Annotated in this window: 16 protein-coding genes; 10 read left to right on the top strand and 6 right to left on the bottom strand. The window is 68.2% G+C overall.

All coding sequences use genetic code 11. The features are described from left to right. From HD599_RS01785 to HD599_RS01765, 5 genes are all read right to left on the bottom strand, one after another. A complete protein-coding gene (locus HD599_RS01785) occupies positions 1 to 2,565 on the bottom strand; it encodes a transglycosylase domain-containing protein (protein WP_184233095.1) in 2,565 nt (854 codons plus the stop codon). Between the two features lie 69 nt (positions 2,566 to 2,634). After that, positions 2,635 to 3,549: a class A beta-lactamase gene (gene bla / locus HD599_RS01780; protein WP_184240179.1), complete on the bottom strand. Its 915-nt coding sequence runs from the start codon at positions 3,547 to 3,549 to the stop codon at positions 2,635 to 2,637. Next, complete coding sequence (locus HD599_RS01775) at positions 3,549 to 4,496, bottom strand: CU044_5270 family protein (protein WP_184233093.1); 948 nt, start codon at positions 4,494 to 4,496, stop codon at positions 3,549 to 3,551. The genes bla and HD599_RS01775 overlap by 1 nt, the downstream gene beginning before the upstream one ends. Beyond that, positions 4,493 to 5,068, bottom strand: coding sequence for an RNA polymerase sigma factor (locus HD599_RS01770; protein WP_184233091.1), 576 nt, complete (start codon positions 5,066 to 5,068; stop codon positions 4,493 to 4,495). The genes HD599_RS01775 and HD599_RS01770 overlap by 4 nt, the downstream gene beginning before the upstream one ends. Before the next feature lie 129 nt (positions 5,069 to 5,197). Further along, positions 5,198 to 5,713, bottom strand: coding sequence for a TetR/AcrR family transcriptional regulator (locus tag HD599_RS01765; RefSeq protein WP_184233089.1), 516 nt, complete (start codon positions 5,711 to 5,713; stop codon positions 5,198 to 5,200). A gap of 118 nt (positions 5,714 to 5,831) precedes the next feature. Here HD599_RS01765 and HD599_RS01760 point away from each other — a divergent pair, with 118 nt between their 5' ends. From HD599_RS01760 to HD599_RS01725, 8 genes are all read left to right on the top strand, one after another. Beyond that, entirely contained in the window at positions 5,832 to 6,950 is a 1,119-nt protein-coding gene (locus HD599_RS01760) for a zinc-binding alcohol dehydrogenase family protein (RefSeq protein WP_184233087.1), read from the top strand. A 114-nt stretch (positions 6,951 to 7,064) separates the two neighbouring features. Beyond that, the gene (nrdH, locus tag HD599_RS01755) at positions 7,065 to 7,286 is read left to right on the top strand and encodes a glutaredoxin-like protein NrdH (RefSeq protein WP_184233085.1); all 222 of its coding nucleotides are present in this window, start codon (positions 7,065 to 7,067) and stop codon (positions 7,284 to 7,286) included. Between the two features lie 19 nt (positions 7,287 to 7,305). Continuing rightward, on the top strand, positions 7,306 to 7,722 hold the full coding sequence (nrdI, locus tag HD599_RS01750; RefSeq protein ID WP_184233083.1) for a class Ib ribonucleoside-diphosphate reductase assembly flavoprotein NrdI: 417 nt from the start codon (positions 7,306 to 7,308) through the stop codon (positions 7,720 to 7,722). Positions 7,723 to 7,745: 23 nt separating this feature from the next. Then, positions 7,746 to 9,851, top strand: a complete 2,106-nt coding sequence (nrdE, locus tag HD599_RS01745; protein WP_184240177.1) for a class 1b ribonucleoside-diphosphate reductase subunit alpha — start codon at positions 7,746 to 7,748, stop codon at positions 9,849 to 9,851. Between the two features lie 31 nt (positions 9,852 to 9,882). Further along, positions 9,883 to 10,857 carry a class 1b ribonucleoside-diphosphate reductase subunit beta gene (gene nrdF, locus HD599_RS01740; protein ID WP_184233081.1) on the top strand — a complete coding sequence of 325 codons (975 nt, stop codon included), beginning with the start codon at positions 9,883 to 9,885 and terminating at the stop codon, positions 10,855 to 10,857. A gap of 136 nt (positions 10,858 to 10,993) precedes the next feature. Continuing rightward, on the top strand, positions 10,994 to 14,626 hold the full coding sequence (locus HD599_RS01735) for an OmpA family protein (RefSeq protein WP_184240699.1): 3,633 nt from the start codon (positions 10,994 to 10,996) through the stop codon (positions 14,624 to 14,626). A gap of 37 nt (positions 14,627 to 14,663) precedes the next feature. After that, complete coding sequence (locus tag HD599_RS01730) at positions 14,664 to 15,626, top strand: hypothetical protein (protein WP_184233079.1); 963 nt, start codon at positions 14,664 to 14,666, stop codon at positions 15,624 to 15,626. 96 nt (positions 15,627 to 15,722) lie between these two features. Continuing rightward, the gene (locus HD599_RS01725) at positions 15,723 to 18,062 is read left to right on the top strand and encodes a sulfatase-like hydrolase/transferase (protein ID WP_184233077.1); all 2,340 of its coding nucleotides are present in this window, start codon (positions 15,723 to 15,725) and stop codon (positions 18,060 to 18,062) included. Positions 18,063 to 18,156: 94 nt separating this feature from the next. Here HD599_RS01725 and HD599_RS01720 read toward each other — a convergent pair whose 3' ends face one another. After that, on the bottom strand, positions 18,157 to 18,591 hold the full coding sequence (locus HD599_RS01720; protein WP_184233075.1) for a MarR family winged helix-turn-helix transcriptional regulator: 435 nt from the start codon (positions 18,589 to 18,591) through the stop codon (positions 18,157 to 18,159). Positions 18,592 to 18,654: 63 nt separating this feature from the next. Here HD599_RS01720 and HD599_RS01715 point away from each other — a divergent pair, with 63 nt between their 5' ends. Together HD599_RS01715 and HD599_RS01710 are read left to right on the top strand one after the other, a co-directional pair. Next, positions 18,655 to 19,023 (top strand): VOC family protein, encoded by a 369-nt coding sequence (locus tag HD599_RS01715; protein WP_184233073.1) that lies wholly within the window; start codon positions 18,655 to 18,657, stop codon positions 19,021 to 19,023. Further along, a complete protein-coding gene (locus tag HD599_RS01710) occupies positions 19,010 to 19,450 on the top strand; it encodes an EVE domain-containing protein (protein WP_184233071.1) in 441 nt (146 codons plus the stop codon). The genes HD599_RS01715 and HD599_RS01710 overlap by 14 nt, the downstream gene beginning before the upstream one ends. Positions 19,451 to 19,571: the final 121 nt, after the last annotated feature.

The following is a 19,571-nucleotide window of genomic DNA, read 5'->3' as shown; positions in this document are numbered from 1 at the left end:
TCAGCACGCCGCCTTGCCGACACCGAGCGTCGCGCCGTCCGACGTGCGAGCCGCCGCGCCCGCGGCCGGGTTGCTCGACACGACGGTTCCGACGCCCGGCTCCGTTTCGCCCAACGCCACGCAGACGAGCTTCACCTCCGCGAAACCGGCAGCGGTCAGCGTCGACGAGGCGGCACCGGCCTCGCTGCCGAGCAGGTCGGGCATGTCGACGAGCGCACCGTTGCTGGTCACCACCGCGACCGTGCTGCCGCGGGTCACGGTCGTCCCGTCGCCCGGCGACACGACCGTGCCCGCGGGTGCGGTCGAATCGGCCTGCCCGCCGTCGGAGTAGACGAGCCCCAGCCCCTCGACAATCGACCGGGCGTTCTCCACGCTGCCGCCGACGAGGGACGGCAGCGCGATTCCCGGCGCCGAGACGAGACCGGCGGATGGCGCATCGAACGCACCGCCCGGGTACAACGCATTCGCCGCGGCGTTGATCGGTTTCGCGATGGTGTGCCGGTTGTTGATGCCGCCGGGATAGCGCGTGAGGTCGTACTTGCCGCTCACGTTGCCGAACCACACCGCCGTCGTCACCGCGGTGGTCGAGCTCATCAACCAGGTCTGGTCGAAATCGTCGGTGGTGCCGGTCTTGCCTAGGATCGGCACGCCGTCGCGTGGGTTGCCGGCGTAGCGGGCCATGGCGTTCTCGAGCGCGTACGCGGTCGTCGCCGCGGCCTCGGACGTGATCGCGGGGCTGCAGGCATGCGCCTGTCCCGGCAGCGCGACGCCGTCGGCGTCGGTGAGCGAGTCGACCGCGACCGGGGCGCAGTAGGTGCCGTGGTTCACGATCCCCGCGTAGGCGGCGGCCATGGTCAGCGGCGCGACGGTGTTCGTACCGATGATCGCCGACGGGTTGGAGCCGAGCTGGTTCTCGACGATGTCGGTGGTCGCCGGGTCGTCGACGTTGTTGGCGGTGTGCACGCCGAGGGCCTGTGCGATGCGCTTCGTCTCGCACTGGTCGAGCTGCAGACCCATAGAGACATACGCTCCGTTGATGGATGCCGCGGTCGCATCCATCACGCTGCGGGAGCCGCGCTCCCCCGACGAATTCTTGAACGGCCAGGGTCCGCCGAACGGTCCGTCCTCGACGCCGCCGCCGGTGCTGCTGTTCGGGCAGCTGTTCGCGAACGCGGCCTGCTGCACGGTGCGGCCGTTGCCGTCGACGACCTCGTTCAGACCGTGACCGTTCTGCAGCCAGTTGATCAGCGTGAACACCTTGTAGGTCGAGCCGGCCTGGAAACCGCGCGATCCGCCGTACGGCCGGTCGGTGGTGTAGTTCACGCTCGTCGTGCCGGGCCCGCCGCCCAACTCGGTGTTGTCGAACCGGGTGTTCTGGGCCATCGTGAGGATGCGCCCGGTGCCCGGCTGCACCGAGACGGCGGCCGCACCCAGCGCCAGACGGGTCTCCGTCGCGGGCGCCTGCGCCGTCACCGTGTCCTGGGCGACGGTCTGCAGTCGCAGGTCGAGCGTCGTGTAGAGCTTGTAGCCGCCGAGCTTCCAGTTGGCCGCCCTCTCGCTCGCGGTGCCGCCGAGCGACTCGAGCTCGGGCACGAGCGCGGTGACGTAGTCGCAGAAGTAGGTGGCGTACGGGTCGGCCGCGATGCACCCGTTCGTGTAAGGCGCGAGCACGACCGTCGTCTCGTCGACGGGAACCGCGAGCGCCTCGTCGAGTTGGGCGCGGTCGATCGTGCCCTCGACGAACATGTTCCTCAGGATCACGTCGCGGCGTTCGAGGTTCGCCGCGTAATTGGCCGGGTCGTCGAGACCGCGCGCGCCCGGTTCCTGCACGATCGCGACGAGGGAGGCGGCCTGGGCGAGAGTCACGTCGGCCGCCGAGACGCCGTAGTACCTCTGGGCTGCGGCCTGCACGCCGTAGTTGTTGCCGCCGAACCCGGCGATGTTGAGGTAGCCGAGCAGGATCTCGTCTTTCGTGTATTTCTTCTCGAGGCCGATCGCGAGCTTCATCTCTTTGAGCTTGCGGTCGAGGGTCGCCTCCTGCGCGGCGGCGATGCCCGCCTTCCGCGCCTCGTCGGTCGGCAGCTGCAGTGCGTCCTGGATGTAGATGTTCTTCACCAGCTGCATCGAGAGCGTCGACGCCCCGCTCTGCGAGGTTCCGGACGCGTTTTCCACCGCCGCGCGGATGACACCCGGCAGGTCGACGCCGCCGTGCTCGTAGAAGCGGCGGTCTTCGCCGGCCACGGTCGCGTCTTTGAGGAACTGCGACACCGCGTCCCAGCCGACCTCCTCGCGGTTCTGGTCGTAGACCTGGGCGATCTGCCGGTAGACGGGCGCGCCGGCAGCGTCGACGCCCTCGACCGCGAAGATCGCGTTCTTCTGCGGCTGGTCGCCGAGCTCGATGAACTCGGGGAGGCTGTCGAAGATGCCGACCGTGTTCGTGGCGGTGACGCCGGCGACCGCGACGAGCGGTGTGAGCGACGCCGCGACGAGCACGCCCGCGAGGGCGGAGAAGGCGGTAAAGCCGAGCAGTGCGGTGACGGTGCGGCGGAGTTTCTGGGCGCGCAAAGGAGACCCCTTTCGGTGGCGTGGAAATGAGCGCGGCGGGGCCGCGATGGGCGGGAGTGAGGGGCGGGGTTACTTCAGGGCGTCGACCACCACGGCGGCGGCCTGCGCGACGAGGGCGTCGTCGCGGGCGGCATCGGGCGAGTCACGCGTCGACAGCACGGCGATGACTATCGGTGCGGCATCCGGGGGCCAGACGATGGCGATGTTGTTTCGCACGCCGTAACCGCCGCTGCCGGACTTGTCGGCGACGACCCAGTCGGCCGGAACGCCCGCCCGGATCAGCGTGCTGCCGGTCGCGTTGCCGGTCATCCAGTCGATGAGCAGCGCCTGCTTGTCGGCGTCGAGCGCGTCGCCGAGAGCGAACTCGCGCAGGTCGGTGGCGAACGCGCGCGGAGACGTGGTGTCGCGCGGGTCGCCCGGCACGCCGTCGTTGAGTCCGGCTTCCCAGCGCACGGCCTGCGTGACGTCGTCGCCGATGTCGGCGAGCGCCGCCGTGAGCCCCTCGGGCCCGCCGAGTTCGTCGAGCATCAGGTTGCCCGCGGTGTTGTCGCTGAACCGCACGGCCGCCTCGGTGATTTCGCCGAGCGTCATGCCCTCGGCCACGTGCAGCTCGGTGACCGGCGAGTAGGTGATGAGATCGGAGCTCGAGTACGTGACGACCCGGTCGAGGTCGGCGAGGTCGTTCTTCTGCAGCACCGCGGCGGCGGCGAGCGCCTTGAACGTCGAGGCATAGGCGAACCGCTCGTCCGCCCGGTACACGACCTCGGCGCCCGTGCCGGTGTCGATCGCGTAGACGCCGAGGCGGGCGTCGAACGTCGCCTCGAGCCCTCCGAAGGCCGCGTCGGAGGCGGCGGCCGTGATCGTCGGGATCGGCGTCGGCTCGGCCGGCTTGCTGGACGGGGTCGCCGGTTCGGGGCTGGTGCAGCCGGCGACCAGGACGGCCGCGGCGAGCACCATGCCGACGAGGGTCACTCTCGCGCGCATCATCGGGGCACCGAGTCCACGACGGAGGTGCTGAGGGCGGTGTACTCGAGGGCCGTGCCCGGCGGTATCTCGCCGAAGCCGTCGATCGTGACGCGGCGCACCCCGATGTACTCGCCGGTCGACGGGTCGATGACGATCTCCTGCCGGGTGTCGCCGTCGGCGCCGCGCAGTCCGATCGCCGTCCCTTCGCGGCCGTCGAGGGTCGCCTCCTCCTCGGTGATCACGATGCTCGGCATCAGCGCGAGCGCCCGGTAGAGGGCGGCACGCAGGTCGGACGCGACGTTGCCGGTGCGCAGCAGACCGACGACGTGGGCGAAGACGTTCTCGTCGCTCGACCCTGCCTGGTAGCGGTACTCGATGAGGTAGACGAGGAGCGCGTCGGGATCACGTGGGATAGCCGACTGGTCCTCGACCGGACGGGTCAGGTCGGCGCCCAGCGACGCCGGCACCACGACCACGTCGTCGTCGCCGTTCCAGGACTCCGCGGCGAACTGCTGCGCGCCGGCGCCGAAGAACACCGTCGGCTCGACCGACGTGGTGGTCGCCACCGGTTCGACGGTGCCGTCCGCGGCGAGGTAGACGTCGCGTACCTGGGAGTCGACGTAGCCGATCGCCGTGTCGACGCTGCCGTCGACCGAAGTGATCGCGAGGTGCGAGGCGCTGGTCGCGATGCGGAGGAACTGTCCGTCGGCGGGCTCGGGGTCGGCCGTCGCGTCCGCGGCGGCGCGCAACATGCCCGGGGCATTCGGGGAGTCGGCCGGGTCGCCCGGGGAGACGACCACGGTGACCACGGCGACGACCGCGGCAAGGGCGCCGACCGCGAGCGCGCCGAACCCGGCACGCACGGCGTACCGGCGGCGGGCGGGTGCGGCGCCCTCCTCGACGTGGGCGACGAGCATGGCGCGCATCGCGCGCACCTGGTCCGGCTGCAGTCTCGGGTCGTTCATCGGTGTGTCCATTCGATGGCCTCGGTCAGGGTGGAGGGTGGGCGGTGGTGCTCGAGTTGGGTGGCGAGCGCCTTCTTGGCGAAGTGCAGCCGCGATTTCACGGTGCCGGGAGGCACCCGCAGCACACGGGCGGCCTCGGCGACCGGAAGCCCCTCGATGATGCAGAGAGTGACGATGTTCTGATGGTTCTGCGACAGCGACCGCAGTGCCGCCATGGCCGGCCCGTCGTCGAACGAATCGGCGGGATCGGGCATGTCGGGCGACGGCGGGATGCGGTCGAGCAGGGCCCGGTGGCGACGGGCCGACCGGGAGATGTTCTGTGCGGCGTGCGTCGCGGTGACGAGCAACCACGGCAGCAGCGAACCGTCGACGAACCGTACGCTCGAGCGCTTGCGCCACGCCTCGAGAAAAGCGACGGCAACGACATCCTTGGCATCGTCGAAGGTCGGCACGAGGGCGAGGCTGTGACGGAACACCCGGTGCTGGTGGCGGTCGAACACCGCGGCGAAGCTGTCGCCGTCGTCGGTGAGCGCCACCCGCCAGTACTCGGCGTCGCTCGTCTCGATGCTCATGCCTGTACTGTCCGGCAGAGCGCGAAAGGTTCACTGCCGGCCATTCGTCCCAGCGTAATCCGCGGCCGCCGGACGACAACGACCCTCATGCTCCGCCGCACCGATCCGGAACGGCGCACGGCATAACGTTTAGCCCGCAGCCAGCCCGGCGAGCCGCGACCAGGTGGACGCGAGATGATCGGCGAGCGCCGACTCGTCGTCGGCATCGAGCCAGTCGTCGAGTGCCGCGTTGAACACCAGCACAGAGAGCGGTGCGAGAAGTCGGGCGTCGGCGCCGGACACGCCGCGCTCGACTAAGGCGTCGGACACAGCATCGCCGAGTCGTGCCGATTTGAGCAGCTCCCGCTCCCGCAACTGGTCCTCGGCGGCGAGTATCGCGCGTCGACGCGCCACCGGCTCCCGCCACGCAGCGAACGCTGGGGAGATCGCGGCGAGCCCCTCCCGCACCAGCTCGACCGGCCCGAGACCGGCGGGCAGGCTGACGAGCGACTGCCGCACCACCGCGAGAAATTCCCGGTCGCGCAGGAAGAGCACCTCACGCTTGTCAGCGAAGTGCCGGAAGAAGGTGCGTGTGGTCAGCCCGGCGTGGGCGGTGATCTGCGGAATTGTCGTCGCCGCGTATCCCTGTTGCTCGAAGAGGTGCATCGCCGATTCTTCGAGTCGTAGCGCTGCGTCCGGGGCCCATCTGGTCATCTGTCCAGCGTAGATGACATTTCGTGTCATCATGGTGATGACACGTCGTGCCATTAGCCGAAAGGACCCCATGACCGCCAATACCGCCGCCTGGATCGATTCGCCCTACGCAGACCTGGCGGTGCGCGAGTCGCCGTACCCCGTCGCCGGCGACACGCAGCTCGTCGTTAGGACGCGCGCGCTGGCCGTCAACCCGCTCGACGCGATCACCCAGTCGAATGGCCGGCTGATGTACGGGTGGCTCAGCTATCCCGCGATACTGGGCGAGGATGTCGCGGGCGATGTCGTCGCAGTCGGTCGCTCGGTGACGCGCTTTCAAGCGGGCGACCGTGTGCTGGGTTACGCGGTGGGCATGGAGAAGGGTCGCGACCACACGGCGGAGGGCGGCTTCCAAGAATTCGTCGTCATCGAGGAGAGGCTCGCCGCCGCGCTGCCGGACGCGATGCCGTTCGAGGAGGCGGTCGTGCTGCCGCTCGCCGTATCGACCGCCGCGGCCGCCCTGTTCCAGTCCGACCAACTCGGACTCGCCCACCCGTCCCCCGGGGCAGCACAGCGAGACGAAACAGTGGTCGTCTGGGGAGGCTCGACGAGCGTGGGCAGCAACGCGATCCAACTCGCACGCGCTGCCGGCTACCGGGTTATCACCACCGCGTCGCCGAGCAACCATGAGCTGATGCGCAAGCTCGGCGCGTCAGACGTCGTCGACTATCGCGACCCGGCTGCGGTCGCGAAGGTCGCGACCGCAGCCCGCGGGTCGCGGGTCGTCGGCGTAGTGGCGATCGCGGTCGGCTCGGCTGAGCCGTGTGTCGCAATCGCCGCCGCCACGGGAGCGCGGCGTGTGGCCCTGACCAGCCCGTCGGTGTCGTTCTACGACCAGCCGCGACGAAGCGGCTTCTCGGTCTCGCGCATCTCGCTGATGGCGCGGTTGGTCGGCGGCAACATCGCGCTCCAGGTGAAATGCGTGAGCCGCGGCATCCGGGCCCGTTTCGTGTGGGGCAGCACCATCATGCACAACGACGTCGGAGAGATGCTCTGGACCGCCTACCTGCCCGCCGCCCTCGCCGACGGCAGCCACCGGGCCGAACCGCAGCCGGAGATCGTGGGGAACGGTCTCGTCCAGATTCAAGGCGCCATCGACCGCATGCGCGTGGGCGTTTCGGCCAGGAAACTGGTCGTCACCCTGCCCTGAGCACTCACGACACGCCGCGACACGCCAGCAGTTGAACCACTATCCGTAGTGGCGGGTGACGAGAGGGAGCACAACATGTAGTCTGATCTTTCTCGAAGAACGGAAAAACCCAGAATGATCACGGTCTACAGCAAGCCTTCCTGCGTGCAGTGCACAGCCACCTACCGCGCCCTCGACAAGAAGGGCATCGAGTACACGGTTTTCGATGTCTCCGTCGACGACAAGGCGCTCGAGACCGTCAAGCAGCTGGGCTACCTGCAGGCGCCGGTCGTCGTGACCGAGAACGACCACTGGAGCGGGTTCCGCCCCGACAAGATCGCCCTCATCGCCTCCTGAGATCGGCGGGGATAGCGGCGTGACCGAGATCGTCTACTTCTCGAGTTCATCGGGAAACACACACCGCTTCGCGGAGAAGCTCGGCCGGCCGGCCACCCGCCTCCCGCTGCACAGCCACATCGACGGCGTGAAGCAACCGACCTTAAAGGTCGACTCGCCCTTCGTGCTCGTGCTGCCCACCTACGGCGGCGGCTCGAACTCCTCGGCCGTGCCCCAGCAGGTGAAGCAGTTCCTCAACGAGCAGGGCAACCGCTCCCTCATCCGGGGCGTCGTCGCCGCCGGCAACACCAATTTCGGCGCCGCCTACTGCCTGGCCGGCGACATCGTCGCGTACAAGTGCGCCGTGCCCCTGCTCTACCGCTTTGAAGTATTCGGAACACCCGACGACGTCTCCGCCGTCGATGACAGATTGGAAGAATTTTGGACAGCTCAGTGATCGAGGCTCCCGGCCGCGTACAGATGGACTACCACTCCCTCAACGCGATGCTGAACCTCTACGGCCCCGACGGCGAGATCCAGTTCGAGAAGGACCACGAGGCGACTCGCGAGTACTTCCTCCAGCACGTCAACCAGAACACGGTGTTCTTCCACTCGCTGCGTGAACGCCTCGACTACCTGGTTGAGAACGAGTACTACGACGGAACGCTGCTCGACAGCTACTCGTTCGAGTTCGTCAGCAAACTCAACGACCTCGCCTACTCGAAGAAGTTCCGCTTCCAGTCCTTCCTCGGCGCGTTCAAGTACTACACGTCGTACACGCTGAAGACCTTCGACGGCGACCGCTACCTCGAGCGCTTCGAAGATCGCATCGTGATGACCGCCCTCGGCCTGGCCGCCGGTGTCGAGTCGGTCGCGATCAACCTCGTCGAAGAGATGCTGTCCGGCCGCTTCCAGCCGGCCACCCCGACCTTCCTCAACTCGGGCAAGGCGCAGCGCGGCGAACTCGTCTCGTGCTTCCTCCTCCGCATCGAGGACAACATGGAGTCGATCTCGCGCGGCATCAACTCGTCGCTGCAGCTCTCCAAGCGTGGCGGCGGCGTGGCCCTGCTGCTGAGCAACATCCGCGAGGCCGGTGCGCCGATCAAGCAGATCAAGAACCAGTCGTCGGGCATCATCCCCGTCATGAAGCTGCTCGAAGACTCCTTCAGCTACGCCAACCAGCTCGGTGCCCGCCAGGGCGCCGGCGCGGTCTACCTGAACGCGCACCACCCCGACATCATGCGGTTCCTCGACACCAAGCGCGAGAACGCCGACGAGAAGATCCGCATCAAGACCCTGAGCCTCGGCGTCGTCGTTCCCGACATCACGTTCGAACTCGCCAAGAACGACGAGTGGATGTACCTCTTCTCGCCGTACGACGTCGAGAAGTTCTACGGCGTTCCCTTCGGCGACATCTCGGTCACCGAGAAGTACCGCGAGATGGTCGACAACCCCGCGATCACAAAGACCAAGATCAAGGCGCGCGAGTTCTTCCAGACGATCGCCGAGATCCAGTTCGAGTCCGGCTACCCGTACATCATGTTCGAAGACACCGTGAACGCCGCGAACCCCATCAAGGGCCGCATCAACATGTCGAACCTGTGCTCCGAGATCCTCCAGGTCAACACCCCGACGACCTACAACGACGACCTCTCGTACAACGAGATCGGCAAGGACATCAGCTGCAACCTCGGCTCGATGAACATCGCGCTGGCCATGGACTCGCCCGACTTCGGCCTCACGGTCGAGACCGCGGTGCGCGGCTTGACCGCCGTCTCCAACCAGAGCCACATCTCGTCCGTGCGTTCGATCGAAGACGGCAACGACCGCTCGCACGCCATCGGCCTCGGCCAGATGAACCTGCACGGCTACCTCGCCCGCGAGCGCATCTTCTACGGGTCGGAGGAGGGCATCGACTTCACGAACATCTACTTCTACACGGTGCTGTTCAACGCCCTGCGCGCCTCCAACCGCATCGCGATCGAGCAGGCGACGACATTCGACGGCTTCGAGGACTCCACGTACGCCAGCGGAGCGTTCTTCGACAAGTACACCGACGCCGAGTGGGCTCCCGCCACCGCGCGCGTCGCCGAGCTGTTCGCGAACAGCAACGTGCACGTGCCGACGCAGGCCGACTGGGCCGAGCTCAAGGCGTCCGTCATGCAGCACGGCATCTACAACCAGAACCTGCAGGCGGTGCCGCCCACCGGCTCGATCTCGTACATCAACAACTCGACGTCGTCGATCCACCCGATCGCCGCGAAGATCGAGATCCGCAAGGAAGGCAAGCTGGGCCGCGTCTACTACCCGGCGCCGTTCATGACGAACGACAACCTCGAGTACTACCAGGACGCCTACGAGATCGGCTCCGAGAAGATCATCGACACCTACGCCGCGGCGACGCAGCACGTCGACCAGGGCCTCTCGCTGACGCTGTTCTTCAAGGACACGGCGACGACCCGCGACATCAACAAGGCGCAGATCTACGCGTGGCGCAAGGGCATCAAGACGATCTACTACATCCGCCTGCGCCAGATGGCGTTGGAGGGCACGGAGGTCGACGGTTGCGTTTCGTGCATGCTCTAACCCTTCTCCCCACGACGACTGGAATCACGAAATGACCGACAAGATCAAACTGCTCTCCCACGTCGACGCGATCAACTGGAACCGCATCGAAGACGAGAAAGACGTCGAGGTGTGGAACCGCCTCGTCAACAACTTCTGGCTGCCCGAGAAGATCCCGCTCTCCAACGACATCCAGTCCTGGAACACGCTCACGCCGGCCGAGCAGACGCTCACCATGCGCGTGTTCACCGGCCTGACCCTGCTCGACACGATCCAGGGCACCGTGGGCGCCGTTTCGCTCATCCCCGACGCGATCACGCAGCACGAGGAAGCCGTCTACACGAACATCGCGTTTATGGAGTCGGTGCACGCCAAGAGCTACTCGTCGATCTTCTCGACGCTGAGCAACACGAAGGACATCGACGACGCCTTCCGCTGGTCGACCGAGAACGAGAACCTGCAGAAGAAGGCAGCGATCGTTATGGACTACTACCAGGGTGACGACCCGCTGAAGCGCAAGGTCGCCTCGACCCTGCTCGAGTCGTTCCTGTTCTACTCGGGCTTCTACCTGCCGATGTACTGGTCGAGCCACGCCAAGCTCACCAACACCGCCGACATGATCCGCCTCATCATCCGCGACGAGGCAGTCCACGGGTACTACATCGGCTACAAGTTCCAGAAGGGCCTCGAGAAGGAGACCCCGGAGCGCCGCGAAGAGATCAAGGACTACACCTACGCGCTGCTCTTCGAGCTCTACGAGAACGAGGTCGAGTACACGCAGGACCTCTACGACGAGGTCGGCCTGACCGAAGACGTCAAGAAGTTCCTGCACTACAACGCGAACAAGGCGCTGATGAACCTCGGCTACGAGGCGATCTTCCCCAAGGAGGTCACCGACGTGAACCCGGCGATCCTCTCCGCCCTCTCGCCGAACGCCGACGAGAACCACGACTTCTTCTCGGGCTCGGGTTCGTCGTACGTGATCGGCAAGGCAGTGGTCACCGAAGACGAGGACTGGGACTTCTAAAAGTCGATCTACAGTCGTCAGTGGATGGCGGGCGCGACGCCCGCCATCCACTTTCTTGTTTTCGGCCCGCATGTATCACCGCGGCCGGCCGGCGCTCCTTCCCCGTATCGAGTACCACCGACCGGCTGGAGGAGCCATGCCATTCTCGAGCAGAACCAACGGGGCGAACGCCGACGGACAGCGCGCAGAGGAGCTGCAGCTCGCGCTGCCGTGGGCGATCAGCGCAGATTCGCCCATCTGGACCGCGAGCGACGACGAGGTCACGAACGACCTCGCGAAGCAGTTCGTCGAGCTGCAGTCGCAGAACGACCAGCGCATGTTCGACGCCCTCGACGACCTGGTCAGCACGATGGCCACGCTCGCCCCGCCCGGCGAACAGTCGCCGCCCCAGGTCTTCGGCCGCCTCGACCAGCCCGACGACACGCCGGCGAGCCGGGTGCAGGTGAGCCTGATCACGGATGCCGCGACGACCGCCGACGCGCGGCTCGCCAGCGCGATCACCGCGGACGACGGCAGTTTCGTGCTGCCCATCCCCCAGTCCGCGCGCCGGGCGGCGGCGGTCGCGGGTCTGCGCGTGACCTCGGGCGACGGCGTCCGCACTCTCGCGACAGCGCTGGCCGACCTGCAGCCCAGCGGAGTGCTGCCGCCGATTCGCCTGCCGCAGCCGGTCACACCGCTGCCGCTCGGGGTCATCGAGTCGCTGCGCGCGGTCGTCGACGAGGCGGGCACCGGCACGGCCGACGAGCAGCTCGCCGCGCCGGCCTTGGCGATCGGCGAGAACGACTGTCAGATCGTGTTCGCCAAGGACCAGTCCTCCGACCGGTTTCCCTACGGCGTGCTGTTCCGGCTCACCGACCCGGCGCTCAGCCAGCCGTCGGTGCGCTTCGGCTTCGGCCGCGGCCGCGGGTTCGATCTCAACTACTACGGCCCCTACTCCCCCGCGGCGACCCTCGCCGGCGGGCTCGACCAGGTGCGGTTCCGGCTCACGCAGCGCGTGCCCGTCGACCGGCCGATCAGCGTCGACGCGTTCCGCACGGGCATCGCGGCCGACCGTCCGTTCGGCGGGGTGCCGATCGCCGGCTCGCTCGCCATCGGCTACGTCGTCACGATGGCGCAGCGCTGGACGCCGCTCGGCCTCGCGCTCGGCGACCTCGTCTACTCGCTGCCCCTCGCACCCGGCGAGCAGCAACGCATCGCCGTGATGGAACGCACCTCGTCGACGAGCGTGATCGAGACCGAACGCCTCGACACCAGCGAGTCGATGAGCTTCGCCGAGCGCGACGACACCTCCGCCACCGCCACGTTCGCCTCGGCCTTCAACGAGGTGGCGTCCGGCGGCTCGCACTACGACTCCGAGGCGAGCTCGTTCTCGGTGGCCGCCGCGGCGGGCGGCGGCGGAATCTTCCCGTTCGGCTGCGCCGCCGGCGGCGTCTCCACGAGCTTCGGCACGTCGAGCGCCTCCGGCAACACGGCCACCTGGATGAGCGGAGCCCGCAATTCCACGTCGGATGTCGCACAGCGCACCCACTCGTCGGTGAATCGCCAGGCGGCAGCACGGCGCAGCTCGTCCCGCACGGCAATGCGCCTCGCCACCGCGAGCGAGACCAACGACATCGTCACGAAGGTGATCACGAACCACAACAAGACGCGCGCCCTCACCATGCAGTACTGGGAGGTGCAGCGCCTGTTCGACGTCTCCACGGTGGCCGAGGGCGTCAACCTCGTCTGCATGGTACCGCTCGACGTCGTGCGGTTCCTGCCCGCGGGCCAGCCCGCGCAACTCACCGTCGCGCCGTCGACCCGCGGCCAGGTGCTCGACCGCTTCGAGCGGCTCCTCGGCCACGCCGACATCCTGAACCGCGTCGTGCCCGCCCGCCACCGTCGCGGACTCGCCCTCATCGCCGACTTCGCCGCCGACCCGGCGTCGACCGTCGGCAGTTCGACGGCGCCCGCGCAGGACATCGTCAACGTCGAGCTCTCCTCCACGGTTCTGCCGTTCGAAGACCTCTGGGTGACGGTCGTGGGCAAGCGCGGACTGCGGGTCGGACCGGTCAAGCTCAGCGGCGACTCCGCGTATGCCCTTCCGAGCGCCGCCGCCGCCTTCCACAGCGAGGAGCAGCTATTCGGTTCGCTCCGACAGCACCGCGGCGGTTCCGGCTTCGCGAAGTTCACGGCGTCCGTCTCGCTGCCGCCCGCGTTCGCGCGGCAGGACATCGTCGGTTTCGAACTGACCCGCCGGTTCCGCCGGCTCGACTACACCTTCGCACCCCCGATCGTCTCCGACCTCGGCAATCTCGGGGCGCTGCTCTCCGGGCCGCTGACCGACGCCCTGGTCGGCGCGGTGAAGGCATCGCCGTCGGTGAGCCGCTCGTACTCGGTCGACCGGCTCGAACGCGAACTCGGCGGGCCCGAGGTCGCCTCGTTCGCGGCGATGCTGCCGGGCGCCGGCCAGTTGTCGGCATCGACCCTCGACGGCGTCGAACTGCCGACCGGGGTCTACCCCGTGGCCGCCCGCACGATCCCGCCGGTTCTGAGCTACGCCTCGGTTCTCGAGATCGACAAGACGCTGCAGTGGGTCACGCGCAACACGATGACCTGCAGCATCGCGGTGTTCGCTTCGATCACGCCCGAGGAACGCACAGTCATGCTCGAACGCTACGAGATCACCCTGCCGCCCGACGAGAACGGCGCCGAGCGCGATCCCGTGCCGCTGCTCTCCTGCGTCACGAACAACGTGCTCGGCTACTACGGCAACTCGATCGTGCTGCCCTTCCAGATCCCGGCCGAGATGACCGCTCGGATGGGCGAGAACGAGGACGGCACCCCGAAGCTCACGACGGCGACGATCCAGGACGCCCTCACCCGTTTCCACACCGACGGATTCGACGGCCCGCGGTCGCGCATCGCGCTGCCGACGAAGGGCGTGCTCGGCGAGGCGGTGCTCGGCCATTGCACCTCGGCCGAGAAGATCGACCTCACCCGGTTCTGGAACTGGCAGGACAGCCCCGGTGACGAGGCCACCGAGATCGGCACGGTCTCGATGCCGACCACACCGCTCGCGGCAGGGCTCACGGCGCCGTCGACGCTCGGGTCGCTCACGCCGCAGATCCAGAACTTCAACATGAACCCCGTCACGGCCGACAGCTCGCTCGCCTCGGCCCTCGTGGCCGCGGCGAGCCAGCAGAAGAGCTTCGACGTCGCCGCGCTGACCAACGCCGGCAACCTCGGCACCCTCACCGGCAAGACACTCGACACGGCGGAGGCTGCCCGCAAGGACGCCCTCGCCTCGGCGACCCAGCTGGCCGTGAAGGCGATGGAGACCTCCGCGTCGATCTACACCGGCGACAAGAAGGGCGAGAAGAAGGAGGAACCGAAGCCGACTCCGACGCCCACACCGACCCCGACGCCGACCCCCACTCCCACGCCGAACCCCACGCCGCCGGCGGGGCCGGCCGCGGCATCCGTTCATTTCAAACTGAACAGCGCGTCGCTGAACGTCGCACCCGCGAGCACCGAACTTCCGGCGCTGACCGCCGCGGCGACCGCGGCCAAGACGGCGAACGCGACCGGCGCCGTCGTGCGCGGGTACGCCTCGCCCGAGGGCACACCCGCGCACAACGCCACCCTCGCGAAAGACCGGGCGGCCGCGGTCATCGCGCACCTCGCCACGCTCGGCATCACGGCGAGCGCCGCGGAGGGCGGGGTGCTGGCCGGAGCTCCCGGCGACTATCCGGCGCTGCGCCGGGCCGACGTGAAGTTCACCTACTGAGACCGACAGAGATCTCCGACAGAAAAGGACGACGACCATGACCACCACCGACAGCGCAGCGGGCGACGCCCTGCTGCTCGCTCTCACGGACGTGATCCGCGGGGCGGCGAGCCCCGAAATCCAGCAGGCGCAGGCGATGCTGCTGCGCCGGCTCGCCACCCAGGGCGACGTGATCCCCTCGCGGGTGCCCGCGCCGCTCAACATCACCGAGGTGGGCGGGTACTTCAACCTGCTCTCGACCCTCGGTGAGGACGAGATGCGCACCGCGATGCTCGGTTCGGCCCTCGGCCTCGCCACCGAGACGACCCTCGCGGTGGCCGGCGGCGAGGTGCCGCCGATGCACCTCACCTCGATCCCCAACCAGCGGCCCGAGGGCGAGGCCGGGGCGGGCGTGCCCCTCGCGGTCGGTGTGCGGCAGGATCTCGCACCCTCGCTCGCCGCCGCTCTCGCCGGCGTGCGGGCCGCGGGCGGGCTGCTGCCGCTCTGGACGCCGCCGGCGCTGCCCGGTCCCGGCGGGCTGGTCACCTCGCCGTTGCCGTTCCTGGGCCGCGAGGTCTGGATCGCGCCCTCGGTCGCGACCGTCGACCCGGAGAACGACCCGGTGATCCTCGGTCGGGCCGCGACGGATGCGACCGCGGGCTACCGGCTCGGCGTGCGCGTGGCCGACGGCACCCCCGACGCCCCGAAGCTCGCCTGGACCGGACTCGTCTGGGACGAGGCCGGCGGAGTGTTCGTGGAGCGGGCGCTCGGCGACATCTCCGTGCTGCCGATCGAAACCGTGCTCGCCCCGACCCCGTTCTCGGCGACACGTATCGCTGTCGCCCCGACCGGGCGGGGCGACTACGCCTGGGCGCGACTCGTCGCGCCGGGCGGCCTCGTGGCCGGGGTCAGCACCCTGGGCGACGAACTCGCCCTGCTCTACACTCCCGACCGCATCGCGTCGAGCGCCTTCGCGACCCGACTCGACGCGGTGTGGAACGGGAGTGACTTCGTGGGGTGACCACCCGCGGCCCGCCGGTCGCCCTCCCCGGGTGAATCGACGGGCCGCTCGCCCTGCCTACCGTCGGAGCACACCGACTCTGATGGGAGCACGACCGTGGCCGAATTCACAGGACACATCAAACTGGACGTGAGGGACTCGGTCCCCGACTGGGAGGCGTTCATCCCGCCGAAGCCGCCGCAGGGCGCGCCGAACGTGCTGGTCGTGCTCTACGACGACACCGGGCAGGCCGCCTGGTCGCCGTTCGGCGGCCGCATACAGATGCCGACGATGGACCGTCTCGCCGCCGGCGGCCTCACCTACTCGCAGTGGCACACGACCGCGCTGTGTTCGCCGACGCGCTCCACCTTCCTCACCGGGCGCAACCACCACTCCAACGGTTTCGCGACGATCTCCGAGTCGTCCACCGGATTCCCGGGCTACAACTCACATATCCCGCCCGAGAACGCCACGATGGCCAATATTCTGCGGGATGCCGGGTGGAGCACTTTCTGGGTCGGCAAGAACCACAACGTGCCGATCGACGAGTGGACCGCGGGCTCCTCGAAGAAGAACTGGCCGCTCGCCCAGGGCTACGACCGCTTCTACGGGTTTATCGGCGGCGAGACCAACAACTGGTTCCCCTCGCTCGCCGAGGACAACCGCTACATCGACCAGCCCTACCTGCCGGACGACGGGTACCACCTGTCGAAGGACCTCGCCGACCAGGCGCTGCGCATGATCCGCGACTCGAAGCAGACCGAACCGGACAAGCCCTGGTACCTCTGGTTCTGCCCCGGGGCGAACCACGCCCCGCACCACGCCCCGCAGGAGTACATCGACAAGTACAAGGGCGCCTTCGATGACGGCTATGAGGCGTACCGCGAGTGGGTCCTTCCGCGCATGATCGAACGCGGCATCCTGCCCGAAGGAACCCAGCTCACCGAGCTGAACCCGATGCCCGACGGCACGTTCAACCCGACCGACACCGTGCGGCCGTGGGCCGAGCTGAACGCCGAGGAGAGGGCGATGTTCTCGCGCATGGCCGAGGTCTATGCGGGCTTCTCGGAGTACACCGACGCACAGGTGGGCCGCATCGTCGACTACCTCGAGGAATCGGGACAGCTCGACAACACGATCATCTTCTACTGCGCCGACAACGGGGCGTCGGGAGAGGGCAGCCTGAACGGGTCGGTCAACGAGGGGAAGATCTTCGGCGGTTACCCCGACGACCTCGCGCAGAACCTCACCATGGTCGACCAGCTCGGCAGCCCCGACACCTACAACCACTACCCCACCGGCTGGGCGGCGGCGTTCTCGACCCCGTACCGGATGTTCAAGCGCTACGTCTACCAGGGCGGTGTGTGCGACCCGCTCGTCATCCACTGGCCGGCCGGGATCGCGTCGCGGGGCGAGGTTCGCAACCAGTACCACCACTCGACCGACATCGTGCCGACCATCCTCGACGCGTGCGGCGTGCAGATGCCCGCGACCTACAACGGGGTCGAACAGAACCCGCTGGCCGGGGTATCGATGCGGTACAGCTTCGACTCCGCGGGGGCTCCGACCGAGAAGCACACGCAGTACTTCGAGATGCTCGGCAACCGCGGCATCTGGCACGACGGCTGGAAGGCGGTGACCGAGCACGGCCCCATGGCCGGCCGCGGGCGGTTCGACGACGACAAGTGGCAGCTGTTCCACACCGACGTGGACCGGGCCGAGGCCGTCGATCTGTCGGACCAGCACCCGGAGAAGGTCGAGGAGCTGAAGGAACTCTGGTTCGCGGAGGCCGAGGCCAACCACGTGCTGCCCCTCAACGACCTGCAGATCATCGGCAACGCGAAGGACTTCGAGACCTTCGTCGGCATGGAGTTCAAGGTGCCCGTGCCGCCGAGCGGGCAGTACACCTACTACCCCGGCACGTCCGAGGTGCCCGAGCGGTCGGCCGCCAACACGCACGGTGTCTCCTACAAGGTGCTTGCCGACGTCGACCTGACCAGCCAGACCGAGGGCGTGATCTTCGCGCACGGGTCGAGGTTCGGCGGCCACGCGCTCTTCATCAAGGACGGCCGCGTGCACTACGTCTACAACTTCCTCGGCATCCCGCCGGAGAACCTCATCTCCGCCCCGGTGCCGACCTCGGGACGCCACATCCTCGGGGTCGAGTTCACCAAGCAGCGGATGGGCGAGTTCCGCGAGGGAATCGGCCCGCTCAAGCTGTACGTCGACGAGAACCTCGCGGGCGAAGCGGAGATCCGCACCGTGCTCGGGCACTTCTCGCTCTGCGGCGAGGGCCTGTGCATCGGCTACGACAGCGGCGACGCGGTGTCGACGCGGTACGTGGGGTCGCGCTTCGAGTTCAGCAACGGCACGATCCATAAGGTGGTGTTCGACATCGCCGACGACGTGTACGTCGACGTGGAGGCTCACTACGCCGCGGCGCTGTCTCGCGACTGATCCCCCGGGTCTGCGGTGGTGCCGGACGACTGCCCGTGCGCGCCGCGCCGCAGTCGCCCCACACCAGAGCAGACAGGATGCCGCGGCCGACGCCTCAGCCGAGCGACGAGATACAGCTCGCCAACAGGCGGCGCAGCTGAGCCTGCTCGTCGGCGTCGAGGCCCGAGCGCATGGTGTCCTCGACCGACCTGACCGCGGCGCTGGCGACGGCCAGCTGCCGGCGTCCCGCCGCGGTGAGCTCAGTCGGGAGCACGCGACCCGACTCGGCGGTGCTGGCGCGCGAGACGAGTCCCTCGGCCTCCAACGACTGCAGCAGCACGTTCATCGACTGCCGGGTGACGAACGCGCCGCGGGCGAGCTCGGAGTTCGACAGGCCGGGCCGCTGGGCGAGCAGCTCGAGACACGAGTAGTGGGTGATGGTCATCCCGAGCGGTCGGAGCACCGCCTCCATCGAGGTGCGGAGCGCGCTCGACGCCTCCTTCAGCAGGTACCCGAGCGACGTGTCGAGGTGAATGCCGTCTTGACTCATGTCAGTAGTCTGACATACAGTTCATGTATGTCAACTAACTGACATGCAATCAAGGAGGACACCATGCCGGTCACCGGACCCGATTTCATTTCCCTGCAGGTGCGCGACCTCGAGGGCTCGGCGCAGTTCTACGAGCGCTACCTCGGTCTCGTGCGCGCGTCGTTCTCTCCGCCGCACGCCGTTGTCTTCGCGACCTCTCCCGCGCCGTTCGCCGTGCGCGAGATCGCGCCGGGCACCGACCTCGACGCCGTCTCGCAGGTGGGGGCGGGCGTGGCACTCTGGCTGCACGCGACGGAGGCCCGCGCCATCCACGACGCCCTCGTCGACGCCGGAGTCGAGATCGCGTCGCCCCCGGTCGACGGCCCGTTCGGCCTGACCTTCACGCTCGTCGACCCCGACGGCTACCGGATCACCCTGCATGACCGCGCCTGAGCCCCGGTACTGGATCGACACGGTCAGCCTCGACCACGTGGAGACGGCCGTCCGCGGCGGATTCACCCAGTCGGACCACGGCGCGAACACCCGCCTGCGGAACATGGCCGCGGGCGACCACATGGTGTTCTACTCTCCCCGCACCTCCTTGCAGGGCGGCACCCCGGTGCAGCAGTTCACCGCGCTCGGAGTGGTGACCGGCACCGAGTCGTACCAGGCCGTGGTCAGCGACGACTTCCGCCCGTGGCGCCTCGACGTCGAGTACGAGGAGTCGACTCCGGCGGACGCCAAGCCGCTCGTGCCGCTGCTGAGCTTCGTGACCGACAAGCAGCACTGGGGCATGCCGTTCCGCCGCGGACTGTTCACCATTCCGGCGGCCGACTTCGCGGTGATCGCCGACGCCATGGGTGCACGCGTCGGGCGCTGATCGCTACGCAGACCGCGGCCGCCTTCACCAGCCCGATCCTGGCGGAGTGACGGATGTCGCCCCGCCAACGGATTGTCCGAATTCGCTATGCCACGCTGGGGTGGCATAGCGTTTTCGCACA

The organism is Conyzicola lurida (assembly GCF_014204935.1).
Lineage (GTDB): Bacteria > Actinomycetota > Actinomycetes > Actinomycetales > Microbacteriaceae > Conyzicola > Conyzicola lurida.
Note: the sequence above shows the minus strand (reverse complement) of the source record. Positions and strands in the feature narration are given on the sequence as shown.

Excerpts from the sequence above, each read along its gene's own strand:
- bla (WP_184240179.1), bottom strand. The coding sequence starts at position 3,549 with ATGCGCGCGAGAGTGACCCTCGTCGGCATGGTGCTCGCCGCGGCCGTC.
- HD599_RS01775 (WP_184233093.1), bottom strand. The coding sequence starts at position 4,496 with ATGAACGACCCGAGACTGCAGCCGGACCAGGTGCGCGCGATGCGCGCC.
- HD599_RS01770 (WP_184233091.1), bottom strand. The coding sequence starts at position 5,068 with ATGAGCATCGAGACGAGCGACGCCGAGTACTGGCGGGTGGCGCTCACC.
- HD599_RS01765 (WP_184233089.1), bottom strand. The coding sequence starts at position 5,713 with ATGCACCTCTTCGAGCAACAGGGATACGCGGCGACGACAATTCCGCAG.
- HD599_RS01760 (WP_184233087.1), top strand. The coding sequence starts at position 5,832 with ATGACCGCCAATACCGCCGCCTGGATCGATTCGCCCTACGCAGACCTG.
- nrdH (WP_184233085.1), top strand. The coding sequence starts at position 7,065 with ATGATCACGGTCTACAGCAAGCCTTCCTGCGTGCAGTGCACAGCCACC.
- nrdE (WP_184240177.1), top strand. The coding sequence starts at position 7,746 with ATGGACTACCACTCCCTCAACGCGATGCTGAACCTCTACGGCCCCGAC.
- nrdF (WP_184233081.1), top strand. The coding sequence starts at position 9,883 with ATGACCGACAAGATCAAACTGCTCTCCCACGTCGACGCGATCAACTGG.
- HD599_RS01735 (WP_184240699.1), top strand. The coding sequence starts at position 10,994 with ATGCCATTCTCGAGCAGAACCAACGGGGCGAACGCCGACGGACAGCGC.
- HD599_RS01730 (WP_184233079.1), top strand. The coding sequence starts at position 14,664 with ATGACCACCACCGACAGCGCAGCGGGCGACGCCCTGCTGCTCGCTCTC.
- HD599_RS01720 (WP_184233075.1), bottom strand. The coding sequence starts at position 18,591 with ATGAGTCAAGACGGCATTCACCTCGACACGTCGCTCGGGTACCTGCTG.
- HD599_RS01715 (WP_184233073.1), top strand. The coding sequence starts at position 18,655 with ATGCCGGTCACCGGACCCGATTTCATTTCCCTGCAGGTGCGCGACCTC.
- HD599_RS01710 (WP_184233071.1), top strand. The coding sequence starts at position 19,010 with ATGACCGCGCCTGAGCCCCGGTACTGGATCGACACGGTCAGCCTCGAC.